At 56.1% G+C, this 18,039-nt stretch carries 13 protein-coding genes; 7 read left to right on the forward strand and 6 right to left on the reverse strand.

Features of this window, described 5'->3' with window-relative positions; translation table 11 throughout:
• Positions 1–184 precede the first annotated feature (184 nt).
• From ACFY9W_RS24845 to ACFY9W_RS24855, 3 genes are all read right to left on the reverse strand, one after another.
• Positions 185–2,674 carry a TonB-dependent siderophore receptor gene (locus ACFY9W_RS24845; protein WP_391136102.1) on the reverse strand — a complete coding sequence of 830 codons (2,490 nt, stop codon included), beginning with the start codon at positions 2,672–2,674 and terminating at the stop codon, positions 185–187.
• 95 nt (positions 2,675–2,769) lie between these two features.
• Positions 2,770–3,702 carry a FecR domain-containing protein gene (locus ACFY9W_RS24850; RefSeq protein WP_391136105.1) on the reverse strand — a complete coding sequence of 311 codons (933 nt, stop codon included), beginning with the start codon at positions 3,700–3,702 and terminating at the stop codon, positions 2,770–2,772.
• Positions 3,699–4,226: a sigma-70 family RNA polymerase sigma factor gene (locus ACFY9W_RS24855; RefSeq protein ID WP_391136108.1), complete on the reverse strand. Its 528-nt coding sequence runs from the start codon at positions 4,224–4,226 to the stop codon at positions 3,699–3,701. The genes ACFY9W_RS24850 and ACFY9W_RS24855 overlap by 4 nt, the downstream gene beginning before the upstream one ends.
• Before the next feature lie 166 nt (positions 4,227–4,392).
• On the opposite strand from ACFY9W_RS24855, the gene ACFY9W_RS24860 reads away from it, so the two are divergent.
• The 5 genes from ACFY9W_RS24860 to ACFY9W_RS24880 all read left to right on the forward strand — a co-directional run bounded on the left by ACFY9W_RS24860 (position 4,393) and on the right by ACFY9W_RS24880 (position 8,567).
• Entirely contained in the window at positions 4,393–4,962 is a 570-nt protein-coding gene (locus ACFY9W_RS24860) for a TetR family transcriptional regulator (protein WP_391136238.1), read from the forward strand.
• A gap of 60 nt (positions 4,963–5,022) precedes the next feature.
• Positions 5,023–5,499, forward strand: coding sequence for a DUF1348 family protein (locus ACFY9W_RS24865; protein WP_391136111.1), 477 nt, complete (start codon positions 5,023–5,025; stop codon positions 5,497–5,499).
• A 260-nt stretch (positions 5,500–5,759) separates the two neighbouring features.
• Positions 5,760–6,353, forward strand: a complete 594-nt coding sequence (locus ACFY9W_RS24870) for a GNAT family N-acetyltransferase (RefSeq protein ID WP_391136113.1) — start codon at positions 5,760–5,762, stop codon at positions 6,351–6,353.
• Entirely contained in the window at positions 6,350–6,709 is a 360-nt protein-coding gene (locus tag ACFY9W_RS24875) for a cupin domain-containing protein (RefSeq protein WP_391136116.1), read from the forward strand. The genes ACFY9W_RS24870 and ACFY9W_RS24875 overlap by 4 nt, the downstream gene beginning before the upstream one ends.
• A 202-nt stretch (positions 6,710–6,911) precedes the next feature.
• Positions 6,912–8,567 carry an ABC transporter substrate-binding protein gene (locus ACFY9W_RS24880; protein ID WP_391136119.1) on the forward strand — a complete coding sequence of 552 codons (1,656 nt, stop codon included), beginning with the start codon at positions 6,912–6,914 and terminating at the stop codon, positions 8,565–8,567.
• A gap of 299 nt (positions 8,568–8,866) precedes the next feature.
• On the opposite strand, the gene ACFY9W_RS24885 is transcribed toward ACFY9W_RS24880, so the two are convergent.
• The 3 genes from ACFY9W_RS24885 to ACFY9W_RS24895 all read right to left on the reverse strand — a co-directional run bounded on the left by ACFY9W_RS24885 (position 8,867) and on the right by ACFY9W_RS24895 (position 15,417).
• A complete protein-coding gene (locus ACFY9W_RS24885; RefSeq protein WP_391136122.1) occupies positions 8,867–12,898 on the reverse strand; it encodes a YCF48-related protein in 4,032 nt (1,343 codons plus the stop codon).
• Positions 12,899–13,528: 630 nt separating this feature from the next.
• The gene (locus ACFY9W_RS24890; protein WP_391136125.1) at positions 13,529–14,893 is read right to left on the reverse strand and encodes a Dyp-type peroxidase; all 1,365 of its coding nucleotides are present in this window, start codon (positions 14,891–14,893) and stop codon (positions 13,529–13,531) included.
• 74 nt (positions 14,894–14,967) lie between these two features.
• A complete protein-coding gene (locus tag ACFY9W_RS24895; RefSeq protein ID WP_391136128.1) occupies positions 14,968–15,417 on the reverse strand; it encodes a hypothetical protein in 450 nt (149 codons plus the stop codon).
• A 402-nt stretch (positions 15,418–15,819) separates the two neighbouring features.
• Between ACFY9W_RS24895 and ACFY9W_RS24900 the strand changes: the two genes are divergently transcribed.
• Together ACFY9W_RS24900 and ACFY9W_RS24905 are read left to right on the forward strand one after the other, a co-directional pair.
• The gene (locus tag ACFY9W_RS24900) at positions 15,820–16,242 is read left to right on the forward strand and encodes a hypothetical protein (RefSeq protein ID WP_391136131.1); all 423 of its coding nucleotides are present in this window, start codon (positions 15,820–15,822) and stop codon (positions 16,240–16,242) included.
• Positions 16,239–17,426: an MBL fold metallo-hydrolase gene (locus ACFY9W_RS24905; protein WP_391136134.1), complete on the forward strand. Its 1,188-nt coding sequence runs from the start codon at positions 16,239–16,241 to the stop codon at positions 17,424–17,426. The genes ACFY9W_RS24900 and ACFY9W_RS24905 overlap by 4 nt, the downstream gene beginning before the upstream one ends.
• Positions 17,427–18,039: the final 613 nt, after the last annotated feature.

Genomic DNA, 18,039 nt, shown 5'->3' on the forward strand with positions numbered 1-18,039 from the left:
TCTCCCACGGTCTGTACTGCGCTAACAGTCAGAAGCTGGCTTTGTCCCTCCTCCTCCCTTCAAGTCTAACCATACAAGCTGGCTTGCCGGCGATGAGGCCAGCACAGACGATCGAACCTTGAATGGGTCCTGTCAGCTGCAACCCGAGTGAAATGCTTTCTGGAAAGCTGCTTCAGTTCGCCTTTCAATACTCCCAACGCAATGTGGCGGTCACGCTACGTGGCTCCCCGTAAAGGTCGCTGTAAACACTGGTACTGGCGTAATACTTCCTGTCGAAAAGATTGTTGACATTGACTGTACCGGTGAAATGGTCGTCGAAGCGGTAGCGTGCCAATAAGTCAACCAAGGCATAGCTGCCTTGGCTTGCCTCCAGGGTTGTACCTGGAATCACTTCGGCGTTGCCGTAACTGGTTGCGCTTTCCCAGCGAATGCCGCCGCCCAGGGTCAAGCGATTAAGGTCACCGGTCAGGTCATAGGTAGTGAACAGCTTGAAAGCGTTCTTCGGAAAGCCGACGTTTACGTCGACGCCGTCCGGGTAATAGGTATTGACGTGGCTGTAAGACGCCTGCATCTGCCAGCCTGGCATCAATTCCCCCGCCACTTCCAGCTCAAGCCCTTTGATTTTCACATCCGCAGGCTGTACCAGGGTCGCAAACGACACCGGATCGGTCAGGCCTGAATCGACCGGGTAGTTGCTGACTTTCGATTCGAACAAGGCCGCAGTCAGGTTCAGCTTACCATCATAGTATTCGCCCTTGGCGCCCACCTCGTAGCTGTCACCTTCGGTCGGGTCCATGAAAGTGCCCTGCACAGTTTTGCTCGATTGCGGCTTGAAGATGCTGGTGTAACTGGCATAGACCGAATGGTGGTCATCCAGGTCATAGACAATGCCGGCGTAGGGTGTCAGCTCGCCGTTCTCGCGCTTCTTGCCATCACCCGGCGCGTAGTCGGTAGGGTCGCCGTAGTAGGTCACCGACTGGTCCAGTTTAAAGTAGCTCAGCCGCGTGCCAAGAATGACCGACAACGCATCGGTGGGCTTGAGCCGTAAGGTGCTGTAGGCCGCGTATTGACGCTGGCTGTACTTGACATCCCCCAGGCGGCCGAATGGCGGCTTGTCGATATCGCCGCGCCACTCGAAGACATTGGGGATCGTTGGGTCCCATCCACTGCCACTGCGGTCGACCCAGAGCGGATAGGCGCCTGTGTTGCTGCGGTAGCGCATGGCACTGACCCCAACCACCAATTCGTGCTCGCGCCCCAACAGGTTGAAGGGGCCGGTGATATAGGCGTCCAGCGAGTTCTGCTCGGGCTTGCTCGGCCACTTTGCCATGAACAGCCCGGTACCGGCGCCGGTCTGTTGGTTGGGGTAGCCGAAGCTGCTGAACCAGCCGTATTCGATATCATTGTCGTCACGCACATTGGTGACCGCGACCTTGGCTAGCCAGTTATTGTCGAAGCGGTGCTCGTAGGTGCCAAAGATCGAGGTGCGCTGGCGGTCGGCATGGCTCCAGTCCGCGGCGGAGTTGAACGAGCGCTTGAAGTCGGTGCGTTGGCCATTGCTGTAGAACGCCGGGAAGCCGAAGTACCCGCAAGCGTCACAATTGCGCACCTGGTAGTCGATACCGAAGCTCACGGTATCGCGCTCGCTCAGGTCCGCCTCGATGATGCCGTAGGCCACCTGCCGCTCGGTGCTGAGGCGGTCGGTGAAGGAGTTGGCGGTCTGGTAGGCACCGACCAGGCGCCCACGCACGGTACCGTTTTCCACCAGCGGGCCTGAAACGTCGACCTCGGTGCGGTAATTGTCCCAAGAGCCGACACTGCCCTGGACCGAGGCGGCGAACTCGCGTGTTGGCCGCTTGCGCACCATGTTGATGGTGGCCGAAGGTTGCCCGGTACCGCTGAGCAGGCCGGTGGAGCCGCGCACGATCTCGACCCGGTCATAGACCGCCATGTCGTTCGACTGGCTGCTCATGGAGGGCTCGAATACCGTGGGAATGCCATCCACCTGGAACGTTTCGACCTTCATGCCACGCGAGAAGATACCCACTTCATCGTCCGAAGCATTGCTCTTTTTCTTGTAGAGCACGCCAGGCGCCTGGGCCAGCACGTCCTCCAGGCTGACCAGGTCCTGATCACGCATACGTTGGTTGGTCATCACACTGACCGCCTGGGGTGTTTCGCGGATCGACAGCGGCAGCTTGGTTGCGGTCCGGGCAACCCCTGTGGTGTAGGAGCCAGTGCCTTGCGTAGTATCACCCAGGCCGCTGGCATTGACGTTGGTGGCGCCCAGTTGCAACGCAGTACTGCCTGCGGTTTTTTCCGTCAGCAGATAGTTGCCTCCGGTTCTGAGCGCCTCCAGCCCGGTACCTTGAAGCAGCACGGCGAACCCCTGGTCCACGCTGTAGCGGCCTTGCAGGCCGGGGGTGTGACGACCATCGGTCAATGCGGTTTCGAACGAAAGGACGACCCCTGCATCGCGTGCAAACTGGTTCAATGCCGCGCCGAGCGGGCCAGGCGCAATCCGGTAAGCCTGAAGCGCTTGTTCTGCACAGGCCTGGCTGGCCTTGTTGGTGAGCGGCTGGATAAAACCGACCTGGATTACGACCGCTGCACCCAGTAAAAGCCTGGGCAATGTGCGTGGTGAGGTACTGGCGGGTGGGGTGAGGCGTGGCATGTCTGCTCCTTCAATTGCCATTGGCAGGCTGTTTGAAGGGAAAGCACGAACGAGCTTTAAAAATCGACAATGGCATCGAAACTTTTTTTCAGGTTTTACGAGAAGCGAACCCAGTAGCGGGTGCGTGTTTCCATTTTCAGCTTCAGCGCCTGGCCGATTACAAGCAACGTGCGCTCCATATCGTCCAAAGGGAATACACCGGAAACGCGCACGCCGGCCACTGCATCGCTGCATCGTATGAAACCTGTCCGATAGCGCTCCAGTTCACGCAAGGTTCGGTCAAGTCGCCAGCCGTTCACTACCAGAAGCCCATGGTTCCATTCGCTTACACTCAGGTCAGCGGGCTGTGGTGCAAGCAGTTGCGTGTTGTCAAAGTCCAGGCGCATGCCAGCCTGGACGATGGTTGCCTGGTTGCGGCTGTCGTTACGCACAGCCACCGCATGCTCCAGTACTGTCAGCCGAGTGCGGTCGCTCAATAGCCGGACATTGAAGCGGGTACCCAAGGCTCGCATGTCACCGTGCGAACTGCGCACATGCAAGGGGCGGGAATCGGCTGCGGTTTCCACGAGGATTTCACCTGCGTGCAACACAATAAGCCGATTTTCGGCGTCGTAGCGAATGTCTGCGGCAGAGGCCGTATTGAGATGAAGTCGAGTACCGTCGGCAAGGGTGAGACTACGACGCTCACCCACGCGGGTGCGCAGGTCTGCAAACCATTCCGGCGCCTGCATGTAACCACCGCCAAGGACGGTTGCCGTCCCCAAGCCAAGCATCAGCCCCTTCAGCAGCGCACGCCGCCCCATGGTACTCGCGTCCTGGCTAAGCGTTTGCCGAGCCAGCGCTGCGGGGACGCCTTGCAAGCGGCACTGTAAACGCTCTACCCGTGACCACGCCCACTGGTGCATAGGGTCAAGCCGAAGCCAGTCTTCCTGCTGACGACGTGTGACCAGGCAGTCTGGCAATTCACCTAATCTGGCATGCCATTGTGCTGCGGCGCGCAAGGCCAAGTGCCGATCGGACAAGCTCATGCTTCTGAGTCCAGCTCGAAAAACAGGCAGCGTTCAGTTGCCTTGGCAATGTACTTGGTGACGGAGCTGACCGAAACATTCAAGCGTTCAGCGACCTCCCTGTAGCTGAGCCCGTCCAACTGAACGAAGAAAAATGCTTGCCGTACCTTGCTGCCCAGGCCATCGAGCATTGCGTCCAGTTGCATCAGTGTTTCCAGCACGATCAGACGGTGCTCGGGCGAACACGCCTGTGATGCCGGCTCGTTGGCCAGGTACTCAAGGTACGCTTGCTCCAACTGGCGGCGACGAAGTTGATCGATCATCAACCGCTTGGCCACGGTCGCAAGATAACTCCGGGGCTCTTGAGGAATGCGGGTCAGCGCACCACTTATCAACCGTACGAAGGTGTCGTGAGTAAGGTCTGCTGCACGCTCGTTGTCACCCAGACGTCTGCGTATCCATCCCGTCAGCCACTGACTGTGATCACGGTAAAGGCTGTGAATGCCGTCGCCGATCGAGGCAGGCGGTTGCGGCCCGTTCGACATCCTTGACTCCTCGCGACCACTAATGCAGATAAGAATTGATCGCGATTGTAAACGGCCAATGAAGTTTTGGAAACACAAACGATTTCCTAATCGACCCATGGCGGGCATTCGAAGAAATCACTTTATGGTGCTTGACCGGAGAGAACGATCGTTCTACATTGAACCCATGAGCAGACCAACGATAGATCACACCGCCCAGATCCTGGCCACCGCCGAGAAACTCATCTACGAAAACGGGATTCATGCCACGGGCATGGACCTACTGGTGAAGACCTCTGGCGTGTCAAGGAAGGCTATCTACAACCACTTCGCTACCAAAGATGATGTCGCAGCTGCAGCCTTGAGTGCCCGCGACGTACGCTGGATGCAATGGTTCAGGACTGAATGCGACAAAGCAGCTACGCCGTACGATCGCATACTGAACATGTTTACTGTTTTGAAGGGCTGGTTCGAGACTGATGGTTTCCGCGGCTGTGCGTTCATTAACACCGCAGGCGAGGTAGGGGATCCCGATGACCCCATCCGCCAGATCGCAAAGTTGCACAAGCAAAAGCTCCTGGATTATACGCTTGAACTGACTGAACAACTGAACACCGAGCAACCTTTGGTCTTAGCCAGTCAGCTGTTTATTTTGATAGAAGGCGCAATCACCACGGCTCGTGTTATGGGTGATTATCACGCTGCGGATAATGCAAAGGAAGTTGCGCAGCTGTTGCTGAAATCTCTCGCACCCTAAAGTTTTAGCTTCAGAGGTGTTATTCACACTTATCTATCCAACTAGACTGGAGGCACCACCATGTCCAATACCCAAGCCCGCCCGCCACTTCCTCCTTTCACTCTCGAAACGGCGATTGAAAAGGTCCGGCTGGCTGAAGATGGCTGGAATAGCCGCGACGCGGAAAAAGTTTCGCTCGCCTACACGCTGGATACCAAATGGCGTAACCGCACTGAGTTTGCTACCAATCGCGAGGAGGCTAAAGGCTTCCTCACCCGCAAGTGGAAAAAAGAGCTGGATTATCGCCTGATCAAAGAGCTCTGGGCCTTTACCGAGAACCGCATTGCCGTCCGTTACGCGTACGAGTGGCATGATGATTCCGGTAACTGGTTCCGCTCCTATGGTAACGAGAACTGGGAATTCGAAGCTGATGGTCTGATGCACCGTCGCTTCGCTTGCATAAACGACATGCCCATCAAGGAAAGCGAGCGTAAGTTCCACTGGCCACTGGGCCGCCGTCCGGATGACCACCCAGGCCTGACCGAGCTCGGCCTGTAAGTCATCGTTAACCTGATCCTTTTGACTTAAAAGGATCGGGTTTTTTCGTTGCGCTAAAACGTGATCGCGCAACTGGCCAAAGATCGCTGTGAGCTCTCTGGCTTCCGCCACATGGAGATCCGCCTCCGGGGCCAGCGTCGCACTTCGTGCTGACGGTGTTCGCCCTGAGCATGATGGGAACCGTTCAACCCGCCTACCCTGCCCTGTCAAAGGCGTAATCCCTGAACAACCCGCCACCCGATCCCACGGAAGCTCCTTACATGTCTATCGACTTCAGACCCGCTCAAGCCTCGGACGCGCACGATATTGCGCGCTTCTTCCAACTGACATCGGAGGGCATGGCCGACTACATCTGGAGCAAGCTTGCCGCACCTGGCGAAGCATTGCTGAGTGTCGGTGCGTCTCGCTATGCCAGGGAACAGGGCGACTTTTCCTACAAGAACTGCCTGATGGCTACTTTCGAAGGGCGCGTCATCGGCATGATGCATAGCTATGCCTTGGACGAAACCCCTCACAGGCCTGTCGAAACAGACCCGGTCCTCGCGCCTTATTCCGACATGGAAATACCCGGTACCTTGTACATATCCAGCCTGGCCCTGGATGAGGCCTGGCGCAGCCAGGGGCTGGGCGTCCAGTTTCTTCGCCACGCCCAGCAGCGCGCTGAGGACGCTGGCCTGGATGGGCTATGCCTGATCGATTATGCAGAAAACCACGGTGCGCGGCGCTTCTACGAACGTCACGGCTTTCAAGTTGTTAAAACCTGCCAGATCGTTCCGCACCCGATGCTGGGCGTAACCGGTGAAGCCTATTTGATGTATCGCCCTACCCACACTCTGCTCGAGAAAAAACCATGAACAAGAAGCTGACCGTGTTCCGCGAACTGGACATCCAACCGGTGCGCGACCTTCCCTTTTTTGAAGAAGTCCTGGAAGGCACCCCGCATACGCTGACATCCAAGTTCTATCACGATGAACAGCAAGGTCGCATTTCCGGAGAATGGGAAGCCAGCATCGGCGCGTGGCGCATCGACTACAAAGTCTGGGAGTTCTGCCATGTGCTGAGTGGATGCTGCGTCATCGAGCTTGAAGGTTGTGCCCCTGTCACCCTGGCCGCTGGCGACACGTTCATTATCGAACCGGGCGCCAAGGGCAAATGGACCGTGCTGGAAGACATGAAAAAGAACTTCGTGATCCTCTTGCCCGCGAACTAGGCACGGGTTCGCGTTTCATCGAGCGCAGCGCAAGAGCAGTTTGCAGTTACCGCAATGCCTGATGGGGCTGGTGCCACGGGCTATTACCAACGCTGCAGACCACCGCCATGGCGCGTGATTGCTGGCACCGCATCAGTAATGCCACAATGCCGCGCCAAGCCTTGCACGCTAAACGATAAGCGCGATTCACGGACCCTCCTCTATGCCCAGCCTCAGTAGCTGCTCCAACACGCCAGGTCAGCCGCCAAGACATCTTTCGGGTCGGCTGCGTCGGCTGCTGGGTTTGGTGCTGTTCTCGGCTCAGGCTGCATGGGCTAGCCCGGTCACGCAACATGATGGCGTGCTACAGGTGGTTGATGTACAGCTGCGGTGGAAACACCAGTTTCAGTTCGCGGGCTATTACGCCGCCATCGCACAGGGCTATTACCGCGAAGAAGGGTTGGAGGTGCGCTTACACGAGGGTGGCCCCAACATCACCCCCGTTGAAGAAGTGCTTTCCGGGCGCGCTCAATATGGCGAAGCCAACAGCGAACTGCTTTACGCACGCCTGCATGGCAAGCCCTTGGTCGCACTTGCGGTGATTTTTCAGCATTCCCCCTCTGTGCTGCTGGCTCGCACCGACGAAGGGGTACACACCGCGCACGACCTGATCGACAAGCCGGTGATGCTGATGGATGCACAGACCGATGCCGATTTCCTTGCGATGTTCCGCAGCGAGGGTATACCCCTCGAAAAACTGCAACTGCTGCCCAGCAGTTTTCAGGTTGAGGACCTGGCCAACGGCAAAGTGATGGCCTTCAATTCGTACTCGACCAACGAGCCCTTCTACCTGCAACAGCGCGGTGTAGCGTACAACGTTATCTCACCCGTCACCTACGGGATCGACTTCTACAGCGACATCCTGTTCACCACGCAAGCCGAAATTGACGAGCATCCACAACGGGTCGAGGCTTTGCGCCGCGCCACGCTGCGCGGCTGGCGCTACGCGATGGACAACCCTCAGGAAATCATCAATCTGCTGCTCGATGAATACTCGGTGGAGAAAAGCCGTGCGCACCTGGAGTTCGAAGCCCAAGCCATGCGCCCACTGGTGCAATCCGACTTGATCGAGATCGGGCATATGAACCCGGGGCGCTGGCAACGTATGGCTGAAACGTTCCTCGATCTGGGCATGGTCGACAGCATCGACGGCCTGGAAAACTTCATCTACGACGCCAACCCGCCACAGCTTGTCGAGCGGCTGCGCAAAACGATTGTGCTAATCAGTATTGGCGGCGTGCTGGTGCTGATGTTCACACTGGTGCTGTTGAACACTCAGCGCCATCTGCGCAACGAGATCAAGTTACGCAAACGCGCTGAAGAGGAAGTCCGCAAGCTGGCCTTCCATGACAGCCTGACGGGGTTGCCCAACCGCAATAGTTTCATTCCCTTCGTCAGCCAGAAGCTGCTTGGCGCCAAGCGTCGTGGAGAGCATCTGGCCCTGTGCTATATCGACTTGAACAACTTCAAGCAGATCAATGATTGTTTTGGCCACCAGGCGGGCGATGCCGTGCTGGTGCATGTAGCCGCGGCCATCAAATCCCATATTCGCGAGTTTGAAATCGCCGCGCGCATGGGCGGAGATGAATTTGTCTTGCTCCTTGATGGCGCACATCACAAACACGATATCGAACGCATCACCCAGGAAATCTGCAAGGCTATCGAGCTGCCAATGCCATGGAAAGGCAAGCAGATCAAGGTCAGCGCCAGCCTGGGTGTGGCCTGGTACCCGGAAGATGGCGAACACCTTGACGAACTGATGTTCAAGGCCGATACCGCCATGTTCCAAAGCAAAGCCAGTAACGCTGCGCAGGCCTGAGCTATTTTACGAGCAGCGCCTTGGAAAAGACGCTTATGGCGATTAAATGGATCGGAAGCTACCGGTCTTGATTGACGGCTGTCGACCCATTGCAGTCATTCGAGAAAGACAGCAATCTGCCAACCGCGGTCACTGGAGACAAGCAGCATTCGAGCTGCTACCACTCGCTCCCCCAACCGCAAACAGTCGCCCCTAGGCTTCAACGTCACTCTCTTACATTCCTGCTTCCGCTCAAGGGGGGAGCGCCTCCACCCCACCCCACCCCACCCAATGACAAAGCCTTTAGCTAGCTGTTGAAGTCAGTTCAAGGGCACACGAATCCCCTGCAACGACCTTTCGAATCTGTCCATTTCGGTGTCGGTGGGTGGCCAGTGCGTTCCGTCGCCCAAGTGCAAGTGGTCCATAATGGCTTTACCCACAGCCTCCTCCAGACCGACCGGTAAACTCCCTTCTACACACCTTCTCCAACCGGATCCACAGACCTCATAAAGTGCACCAAGTGCAACGATCAAGTCTTCCGCTAAACCATTTCCGCTCAGGGTAAGCGGAGCGATTTCAATAGGTTCGGTCGGTGCAATGCCCTCGCCTTTCGCCTTACACCACCAACTGGAAACTACTCTGGACAGCGCATCAATTCGCGATTCGTCCAAGCGTTCGGCCTGTTGAAGCATCGCGAGGTAACGAATACGATTGCCAAAGCGCTTCAGCGCTCGGGGCGTCTTCCGATGTTGTTGCACAAGCGGCATCCATACACGCAACGCTTCCGAGAACGCACGCGAATCCTTTACCTGGTAAAAATTGGTGCGCAGCCTGATCAATGTAAAGCCTGCGGCCCATATCACAATCATCCCAACTGGGACTGCAAACACAATCCATGCGATCCCTCGATCATCACCAGCCTGCAATTCGGATATAGTTGACGCCGATGGTGCAATCAAATCTGACTGAGGACTAATCGGACGCGAAGGGTCGTCAGGAGTTATCGAGGGGGGCGCAACCTCGCTGGCCTGCCATTCAGTCGCCGGCGGTGGATCAGAAAACTGCAAGCGTGCACCGACATTCCATCCTGCTGAAATCGCTGCTGCTAATAACACGAGCGGCCAAATACTAATGAACGAACGCAGGGCCTGATGCAATCTTCCTGCATTGTCATCCGGAGACTCCAATAACCTTTCAGGTTCTGTGTTAACACTAGTTGGTACGCGGATTTCCAGATTGATCAACTTTTCCATGTACTCACGTGCGTAACTTTGTCTACGCTCGCGCTCGAGACGTTCTTTCTCATCAGCAGCGGGTGCTTCGCTTGGTCTAGTAGCAAGGTCGACCATTTCTGCTGCGATCTTCTCAAAAGACATCGCTAACGCCGCCTGAACACGATTTGTGGCCATTCCGAAAATAACAAAGCACTTACCTGAGCTGACAAGAAAGTTAACCGCCTCCATTACGTCAAGCACGGACTCCGGTCGGCACCGGTCTAAATCGTCGACAACGATGACCATACGGTAGGGCAAGCACTGTGTTACCTCATCAAATTGTGCGGCAAAGCGCGCCCTAAAATTGGTCAAGGCGCTCGCGTCTTTCATTCGAAATTGCTCGGCGGTCGCAGCCAACAACACGGCCGGGTCGGCACCAAAGGCTGTCAGTGCCTTGCGCAAGGCAACCAGTACTGTAATACCGCTGGCAAGTTGCGCCGTGAGTTTTCCCAGATCCCCGGCGGATATCTTGTCGGCATTTCCCGTTGCTGTCGTATCGAGCCAAGGCAGGATTCTAGCAACACTGTTCCAAAGCTTACTCCATACTTCTAAGTCGTGCGTCACAAGAAACGCAATTACCGCAGACACTGCACCCACGGTTAGGAAGGCAAGCAAAAAATGCTTCTTCGAGCGAAGAAATAGTAAACGAAGTCTGAAAATCCAACCGGCGGGGGTAGCCGATGATGGCAAGGCCTGGTTTTGAATGGCATTGAGCAGAGCCGCCAGTAGCTGATCTTCCTTTTGATGGTGCCATGCATTAAACCAGACCGGACGACTTCGATGCCGGCGCAGGTGATTACACACAAGGGCCATCAAACTACTCTTACCAGTGCCCCAATCACCTGAGATAGCCAACGTTAACGAAGGCTCGGTAGAAGCATTGCGCAAGAACCGAGAGATACCTTTGGCCAATGGTCCAAAGCGTAGGCGATCTTGCGCAAAATCGGTGGTAGGCGCGTCAGTCGTGACCATCGTCTCAGCACCTTGCTCCGTCGCATTGGGAGCGGATCGCAAGGAGAGCCACCAGCAAAACGCAGCGGCGATCAGGCTCAACCCGAACCAGGGAGCTGGATAGCGAGAATAGGGCATCGACCATGGCCCGACAGCCCAGTTATGACCGCCATCGTTCGTAGTCAGTATCTTTCCATTCCAGTCCAACACCCAGCCACGCTGGCCATCTGCATTGAACTGCACGTCCCTCAATGTTTCTTCCGGTATCCCACTGGACTGGGCAACCCAAGTGATACCGCCATCGCTCGTGGCCAGGATTGTCCCACGTTCACCCACTACCCAGCCGAGCAAGCCATCGGCGTTGAAATGCACCGCTCGCAGAGTGGTCTGTACACCGCTGGACTGCGACATCCAGGTGAGCCCGCCATCTCTTGTGGCTAGGATTGCACCTTCAGTGCCAACTGCCCAACCACGTACACCATCTGCGCTGAACCGCACCTGCAACAAAGAGCCCTTTACCCCACTGGGCTGCTCTGCCCAACTTCGGCCGCCATCACGCGTAACAAAGATGTTGCCATAGAGATTCACCATCCAGCCGCGCTGGCCGTCTGCATTGAACTGTATCGTGCAGATATTGCCCTTCTCCCCACTGGGTCGTGCGGTCCAGAGACGGCCGCCATCATTTGTGGCCAGGATCGTGCCATAACTACTCACAGCCCAGCCGCGACGGCCATCCTCATTGAACTGCACCGCGCACAGATGATCCGGCAGCCCACTGACCTGCGCGAACCAGTTACGGCCGCCATCGTTTGTGGCCAAGATCGTGCCGTTTTCACCCACAGCCCAGCCGCGCTGGCCATCGGCGTTGAACTGCAGCGACTTAAGGCTGGCCTGAGGCAAGTGGGCCTGCTGGACCCAGCTACGGCCGCCATCGCCCGTGGCCAGGATCATGCCATCACTCACAGCCCAGCCACGCTGGCCATCTGCATTGAACTGCACTGCCGCTAGAGTGGGCTGGAGTACACGAGTCTGCGACCCCCACGTACGACCGCCATCGCTCGTGGCAAGGATCGTACCTCTATCACCTACTGCCCAACCGCGCTGGCCATCATAGTTGAACTGCACTGACCTCAGATGGGCTTGTATCCCACTAGGCTGCACTACCCAATTATGACCGCCATTGCTCGTGAACAGGATCCTGCCGTAACTACCCACTGCCCAGCCGTGCTGGCCATCGGCGCTGAACTGCACTGCGCACAGAGCTTCCTTCACCCCGCTGGGCTGTCTGACCCAAGAATGGCCGCCATCGTTTGTGGCCAAAATAGTGCCTTCTTCACCCACCACCCAGCCGCGTTGGCCGTCGATGAACTGCACTCCGCACAGAGTGCCCTTCACCCCAATAGCCTTCGCAGCCCAAGTGCGGCCGCCATTGCTCGTGCTAAGAAACATGCCATTGTAACTCACAGCCCAGCCATGCAGACCATCGGCGTTGAACTTCACCCCCGTCACAGTTTCCTGCACCCTACTGGGCTGCTGATCCCAAGTGCGGCCGCCATCGCTTGTGGCCAGGATAGTACCGCCTTCTCCCGCGACCCAGCCGCGCAAGCCATCATCGTTGAACTGTACCGCCCTTAGATAAGTCAGAACCCCACTTTGCTGTGCGGCCCAAGTGTGGCCGCCATCGCTCGTGGTCAAGATAGTGCCGGTCTTGCCCGTCACCCAACCACGCAGGCCATCGCTGTTGAAATCGACTGCAATCAGATCCTCCAGCACCCCACTAGACTGCGAGGTCCAATTGCGACCGCCATTGCTTGTGGACAGGATCGTGCCTCTATCACCCACTACCCAGCCACGCTTGCCATCAGGCAAAAATTTGGCATTTCCAATCCCGCTCGTCACCGTTTGCAGGCGTTGGATCGCGTTGCGTTCAATCGGATATTGAAGCAGCTCAAACCAGCTTCTCTGCGAGATGCTTTTGTACGGGCTTGGGTGGGGTGCCTGTAACGAAGCGATTGTCAGCGAGATCAGTACAAGCGCAATACTCAACAACGCCCATAGTGGTTGAACATGGAGTTGCCTGAATCCGGATCGCTCCGGCTTTTCCCTTGCAGAGTCCCGTTTCTGCATCTCGCACACCTAAACTCTTGATGAAGTGGGAATGAGAACGTTGCACTTCGGATCAGGAAGTAGTCGCCAAAGCCATAACACTTTGAGAGTTAAGTTCAATACTTCCCTCCGGTCAAAAACTCGCAAGTGAACGTCTAGAGACATTTACTCCAGACAGACAACTCAAATTATCAACCGCGCCGATCAGCGTCTTGTGTGACCACAGCTCAATCTCACCACACAGGTACGATCAGGAAAAAAACGATCGTCTTATTTTAGGATCGACTCGGGGCATCCTCGACCGGCCGCAATGGGTCGTAAGCAGCCATCGCGACAGCCCACCAGGCCCCATAGGAGTCGCCCCACGGGCAAGGCTTAGCATGCATTTTAGCCTCGAACTACCAGGTACGGTTAACCATCTCCACTTGCGCTGCAACAGCGCAATTAGACGACCTTTCACCCGCTGCCGGTTTCTGACATAAATGCGACATCTGACAGACAAACGCCTCAATTGGCGGCTTCAGAACTTCGAAATACCTGCGACTGATGATGGCAGTTAATGCGACTGCCCTAAGTTCTGCCGGCTATAGCTGCGACACCTGTGCAATTTTCCATGATCAGTATCAGGCAGGGTCATCCGGTGCAATGCCCCTATTGATACTGACCGTCTGCGAGTTTTTGGAGCGTCCGCACACCGGGGAGCAGGAAAAAGGCGGTACCTTTGGTGGTCACGAAATCCCGCAATGTCACTGTTCGATTGCCGGTCGCCGTCGGGATCAGGAACTCACTGGAGGCATCCGGAGTCAAGCGATTAGCCAAGGGGTCTTGCGAGTGCTGGTTGGGAAATGCTGGACTGAAATTGTTTGCCTTCATCCAACCGGTCAGCTTGTAGAACTGTCGCAGAATGCTAGCGCAGAGGAACATGCCCACCAACCCTCGTTCGACCTGATCATCAACGGTCCCTGTGAGCTTCGGCCCATACGGTGCGCCGCGCCGAATCACACGTGGGACGCCGCCCATCTGTGAAATGACATCGAGTTCCTGATCGCGCGGATTCGACACACGGATATGTGCCGAGAATGGACATTGGCGCCCTTTGGTATCGTTGGCATAGCCAAAATCATTCCTGGTGTTCAAGTCTTGATTTGGTGCGTTGGGAGACATTACCAGCGGTGTTCCGTCACGCCACCGCCCCATCAACTTTGCGGCGAGCAATTCCTCGGCGTCTGTAGGCGACAGATCCGGAAATGCATTGGGGCCTTCCGAAATAAGGAAGCGGTTGAACAGCGCCACGTCCTGGTAGAGCCATCGAAAGACCGAATACGTGCCATTGCGCCCCAGTTCAGCCGCCCGACGTGAATCCGGATCAGAAGCAAACGCCATGGGTGCCGACTGGATCTCATTCGTGGAATAGCCAAGAATAAAATGACGATAGTTAACTTCGGTCGGCTGAAGGGGGGCGTCGTCCCAGCGAACCGTCGGCTGCGAAATACCGTCACGGTAACCAAAGTGAAGTTCGCCTGGTATGTCTCCGAGCCTCCCCGCTTCGATTGCCTCACCCGCCTTGGTGGGGAGCAGTTCACGATTCCCGTCGGCCGCTGCACGAACAGCGGCTGTCACTTCGTCAAGGGCTTCGGGGGATTGGCCATACAGATGGACCACCAGATGCACCTGTCGGGTCGTGAATTTTCCGTTCCACCAGTTCACGGGATCGCTTGAGCCGAAATCTCCCATGGTGAGCGGGTCCGGCTCGCTACGAAACTCCAGCGGGAATCCTTTAAGAAACTGGGGGTTCACCTCGAGCGCTTGGAGTCCGCTATACGTGATACCGACGTTGAGCAACGACTCGGGCTTCGGATCGAGCGGGACCGCCGCATGGGTCGTTAGCGGCGCGAGGAACTTGAGCAGACGCATGCCCGCCGGCGGATTGCTGATTGAGAACAAGAGGTGACGCGTTATGGGGTACCCATAGACGTGGTGAATCAAACCTTGAATGTCCGTCAGATCCAACGACATTTGGGTACACCTCTAAGAGTGGTGGAAAACAGGGAGCCGACCGGCTGCCGATCCCCATGCACACATATTGCGTTCTACTTGGCCAGCGCTTCCTTGATGTCCTTCACTGTCTTGGTACCAAAGGCCGAGAACAGCCATCCGGCATCCGGGTCGTCATACTTGGTTCCGAGCGCCCGTAGATTGAATTTCCCAGCGGTTTCAACAAAGAGGTCTTCACTCGCCTCCAACTTATCCCACGACGGAGCACCCTCCACCAGTTCAAAGATGGCCTTGAACACTGCAGGCAGCTGCCTGAAGAAGAAGACCGCGTATTCATGTTTGTCACCGTCAAATTCGGTGAGTACCTGGATGTATTTGTTGCCGATGACTAGGACCCGAGCGAAGTGGACGATCTCTGACCCGGCCAGTGCTTCGGCAATCGCCTGCTGTATCCCGTTTGCGAAATTCGCCTTGAGTGCCTCCAGCTTTTGTTGTGACTGAGCATCCTGCTTCAACGGCATCGTCATGTTCAGCGCGTGTAGCATTGTGAGACTCCTCAAAGAGATGATGTGGAATACCCGCTCGCCGGAAAAACCGGGCTCAAGGTGGGCATCCTTTGGGTGATGCGCCTAGTCGACGGTAGTCACTCTGCGTCATCGGTTCTGAATCGGTTATCAGACCGGTTTCACCTCCCGCCCACCTCATGAGTCTAGCGGCATTTGAAACAGCGACAGTTTTTTGCAGCCGCAAAAGTGCAGCGACTTCCAACCTTCCTTGATACTCCAACCGGATCGGGTGAGATTGCGTTTGACAAGTAACGACGGGGCGCCTAGACACACTTAATGGTCACCCACGTCTTTGGCCAACGACCTCAAAATTTTTGGGTGGTTGGATGAAGCCGCTGATGTCTTTACCAGGTTCAATCCCTTCAACAAATAGGAACAGCCGTGAACGACCTAGCGCTTTCTCCGCCCTTCGGTGCATCACACTTGCTCGTGCAAACCGAGGTTTCATCACGCGACAATTGGGCGGACACCGAGGTCATCCTGGAGCAGGGCACGCGATATTTCTTCAGGGCAACTGGTAAGTGGTGGGATGCCTACATCCGTTGTGATGCTAATGGCTACAGTCGCTGGTACACGAATTTTGCCAAGGACCACCTGCGTTGCCGGAAGGACGGAGCCACCTGGTTCACCCTGATCGGGGCCATCGAAGAGACGAACGACTCATTGTTTGTCATTGGCGATGGCTCGCGTTGGCGCGATGGATGGGTTGCCACCATGAAAGGAAGGCTCACTGTCTTCGCCAACGACATGCCCGGCATGTACTGGAACAACATCTCATCCATCTCGTTGGAGGTGTGGCGATGACCGAGCCCCTGACCCAAACGGGTTGTGCCTGCACCAATAAAACCTTCCCGCAGATGAACAGGCAAAAGCTCCTTGGGTTTGCTGGGTTGATGCTTTTCAGTATCTTCGCCCACGGCTCGGACACTGAGAACCTTGATATTTCCCGTGGCCACGATTTACTCGAGCCAAAAATTCAGTATCTGGGCGTAGGCGGTTGGCTGGTGCACTGGCGTGGAGAGGGCCTGCTATTAGCGCCATCCTTCAGCAACCCTGAAAGTTTCCTGGGCCTTCCACCGTTGCGGGTTGTAGCCAACAAGGGTCGGATCGACAAGTACATGCCTGAAGCTAAGGACGTCACGATGCTTCTTGTTGGACACGGCCACTATGACCACCTGTTAGACGTGCCCTGGGTGATGAAAATGCACTCCCCGAAAGCTACGCTCTACGGCTCAGACACAGTTGTAAACATTTTGCGTTCGATGCGCTTCGAAAACAAAACGGTGGATGACCCTTGGACACACGTGGACCCCAATCGACTCCGGACAGTTAACACGAAAATTGTGGTGAACGGAGAAACCTGGACATCCGGGTATATGGCAACCGTTCAGAGCTGCGAAGGTAGACAGGATGCGTCAACACCTGGACATTGGATTCGCTCAACCGGTGGCCATATCCGAGCAATGCCCATCCAAAGCATGCACGCAAACCACTTTCTGGGTATTACCATCGCTGACGGATCCTACCCGACGGAACTGAACGAGGTGCCGACAAGCGTGTTCAAATGGAAGCAAGGCCAGTCGATGGCTTGGTTGATTGATTTGCTGGATGACACTCAACCAGATGACAGCAAGGCAAAGGTCGAACACCGCATCCACTTCCAGGACAGTGCTGCCAACCCGCCTTGCGGATTCCCCTCACCGTTGCCAGAGAATCATCCCATTGACGTGGAGATCCTCGGCGTAGGGTCATGGGATAACGTGAAAAACTATCCGGATGAGATACTGAAGCTGACAAGACCCAAGCTTGTGCTGCTCGGCCACTGGGAAAATTTCTTCGGGAATGACCCCGGTGACGAAAATCCAAAACCACTACCTCACCAAGACATTATTGGTATGCGCAAGGCAGTGGATAGGGTCGTCAAGGAAGCCGGAATCAATGCAACCGTAAGCATGCCAGCCCCCCTAAAGGAAGTTAAGCTGCCATAACCTAAGTGCCGGCGAGCACTCCTGACCGATGGGCTGAAAATCTGGCGCCAAATTGCTTCATCTCGAAAGAATGTGGTCTGAGCCAACTCTTGTCGCATAAAGCTGACCGGTTTGAAATGACACCCTCATAAGAATCTTCTAGTCAGCCCGTCGACCTCTATGAGTAGGGTTAGCTTTATAGTGGCCGAGTACCACTGGATGCTGGGAAGTTGAGGCAGCCCAGGAAAACGTTCTGGGCGATCCCGTTATTCATGGCCCGAGCATACCGAGCGGTCATTGCACCACACACCCCGGACATTCCTGCCCATCATTAGTACTGAGTGATAGAACGCGCTCGTTGAACTCGAGGTCCCCCTCTGGCGCTTCTACGATCCTAACCGAATCAGCAGCCGGTACTGAACTCATCACTGGCTGATGCAGCATTCTCCTGTTGGGGGCCTTGAACCACTCAATGAGACGGCTCCAGTCGACCAGCTGCACGCTGGTCCCCAAGGCAAATTTCCAAACATCTTTGCAAAGACCCCAGAGGTAACCACGAATCCGCCGGCTGCACCGCGTACGTACATGACGCCGTAAAGCCCGCGCACGATTTGCACGCTTACCTTGGCGGCTT

Origin of the sequence: Pseudomonas sp. NPDC008258 (assembly GCF_042956345.1) — a bacterium.
Lineage (GTDB): Bacteria > Pseudomonadota > Gammaproteobacteria > Pseudomonadales > Pseudomonadaceae > Aquipseudomonas.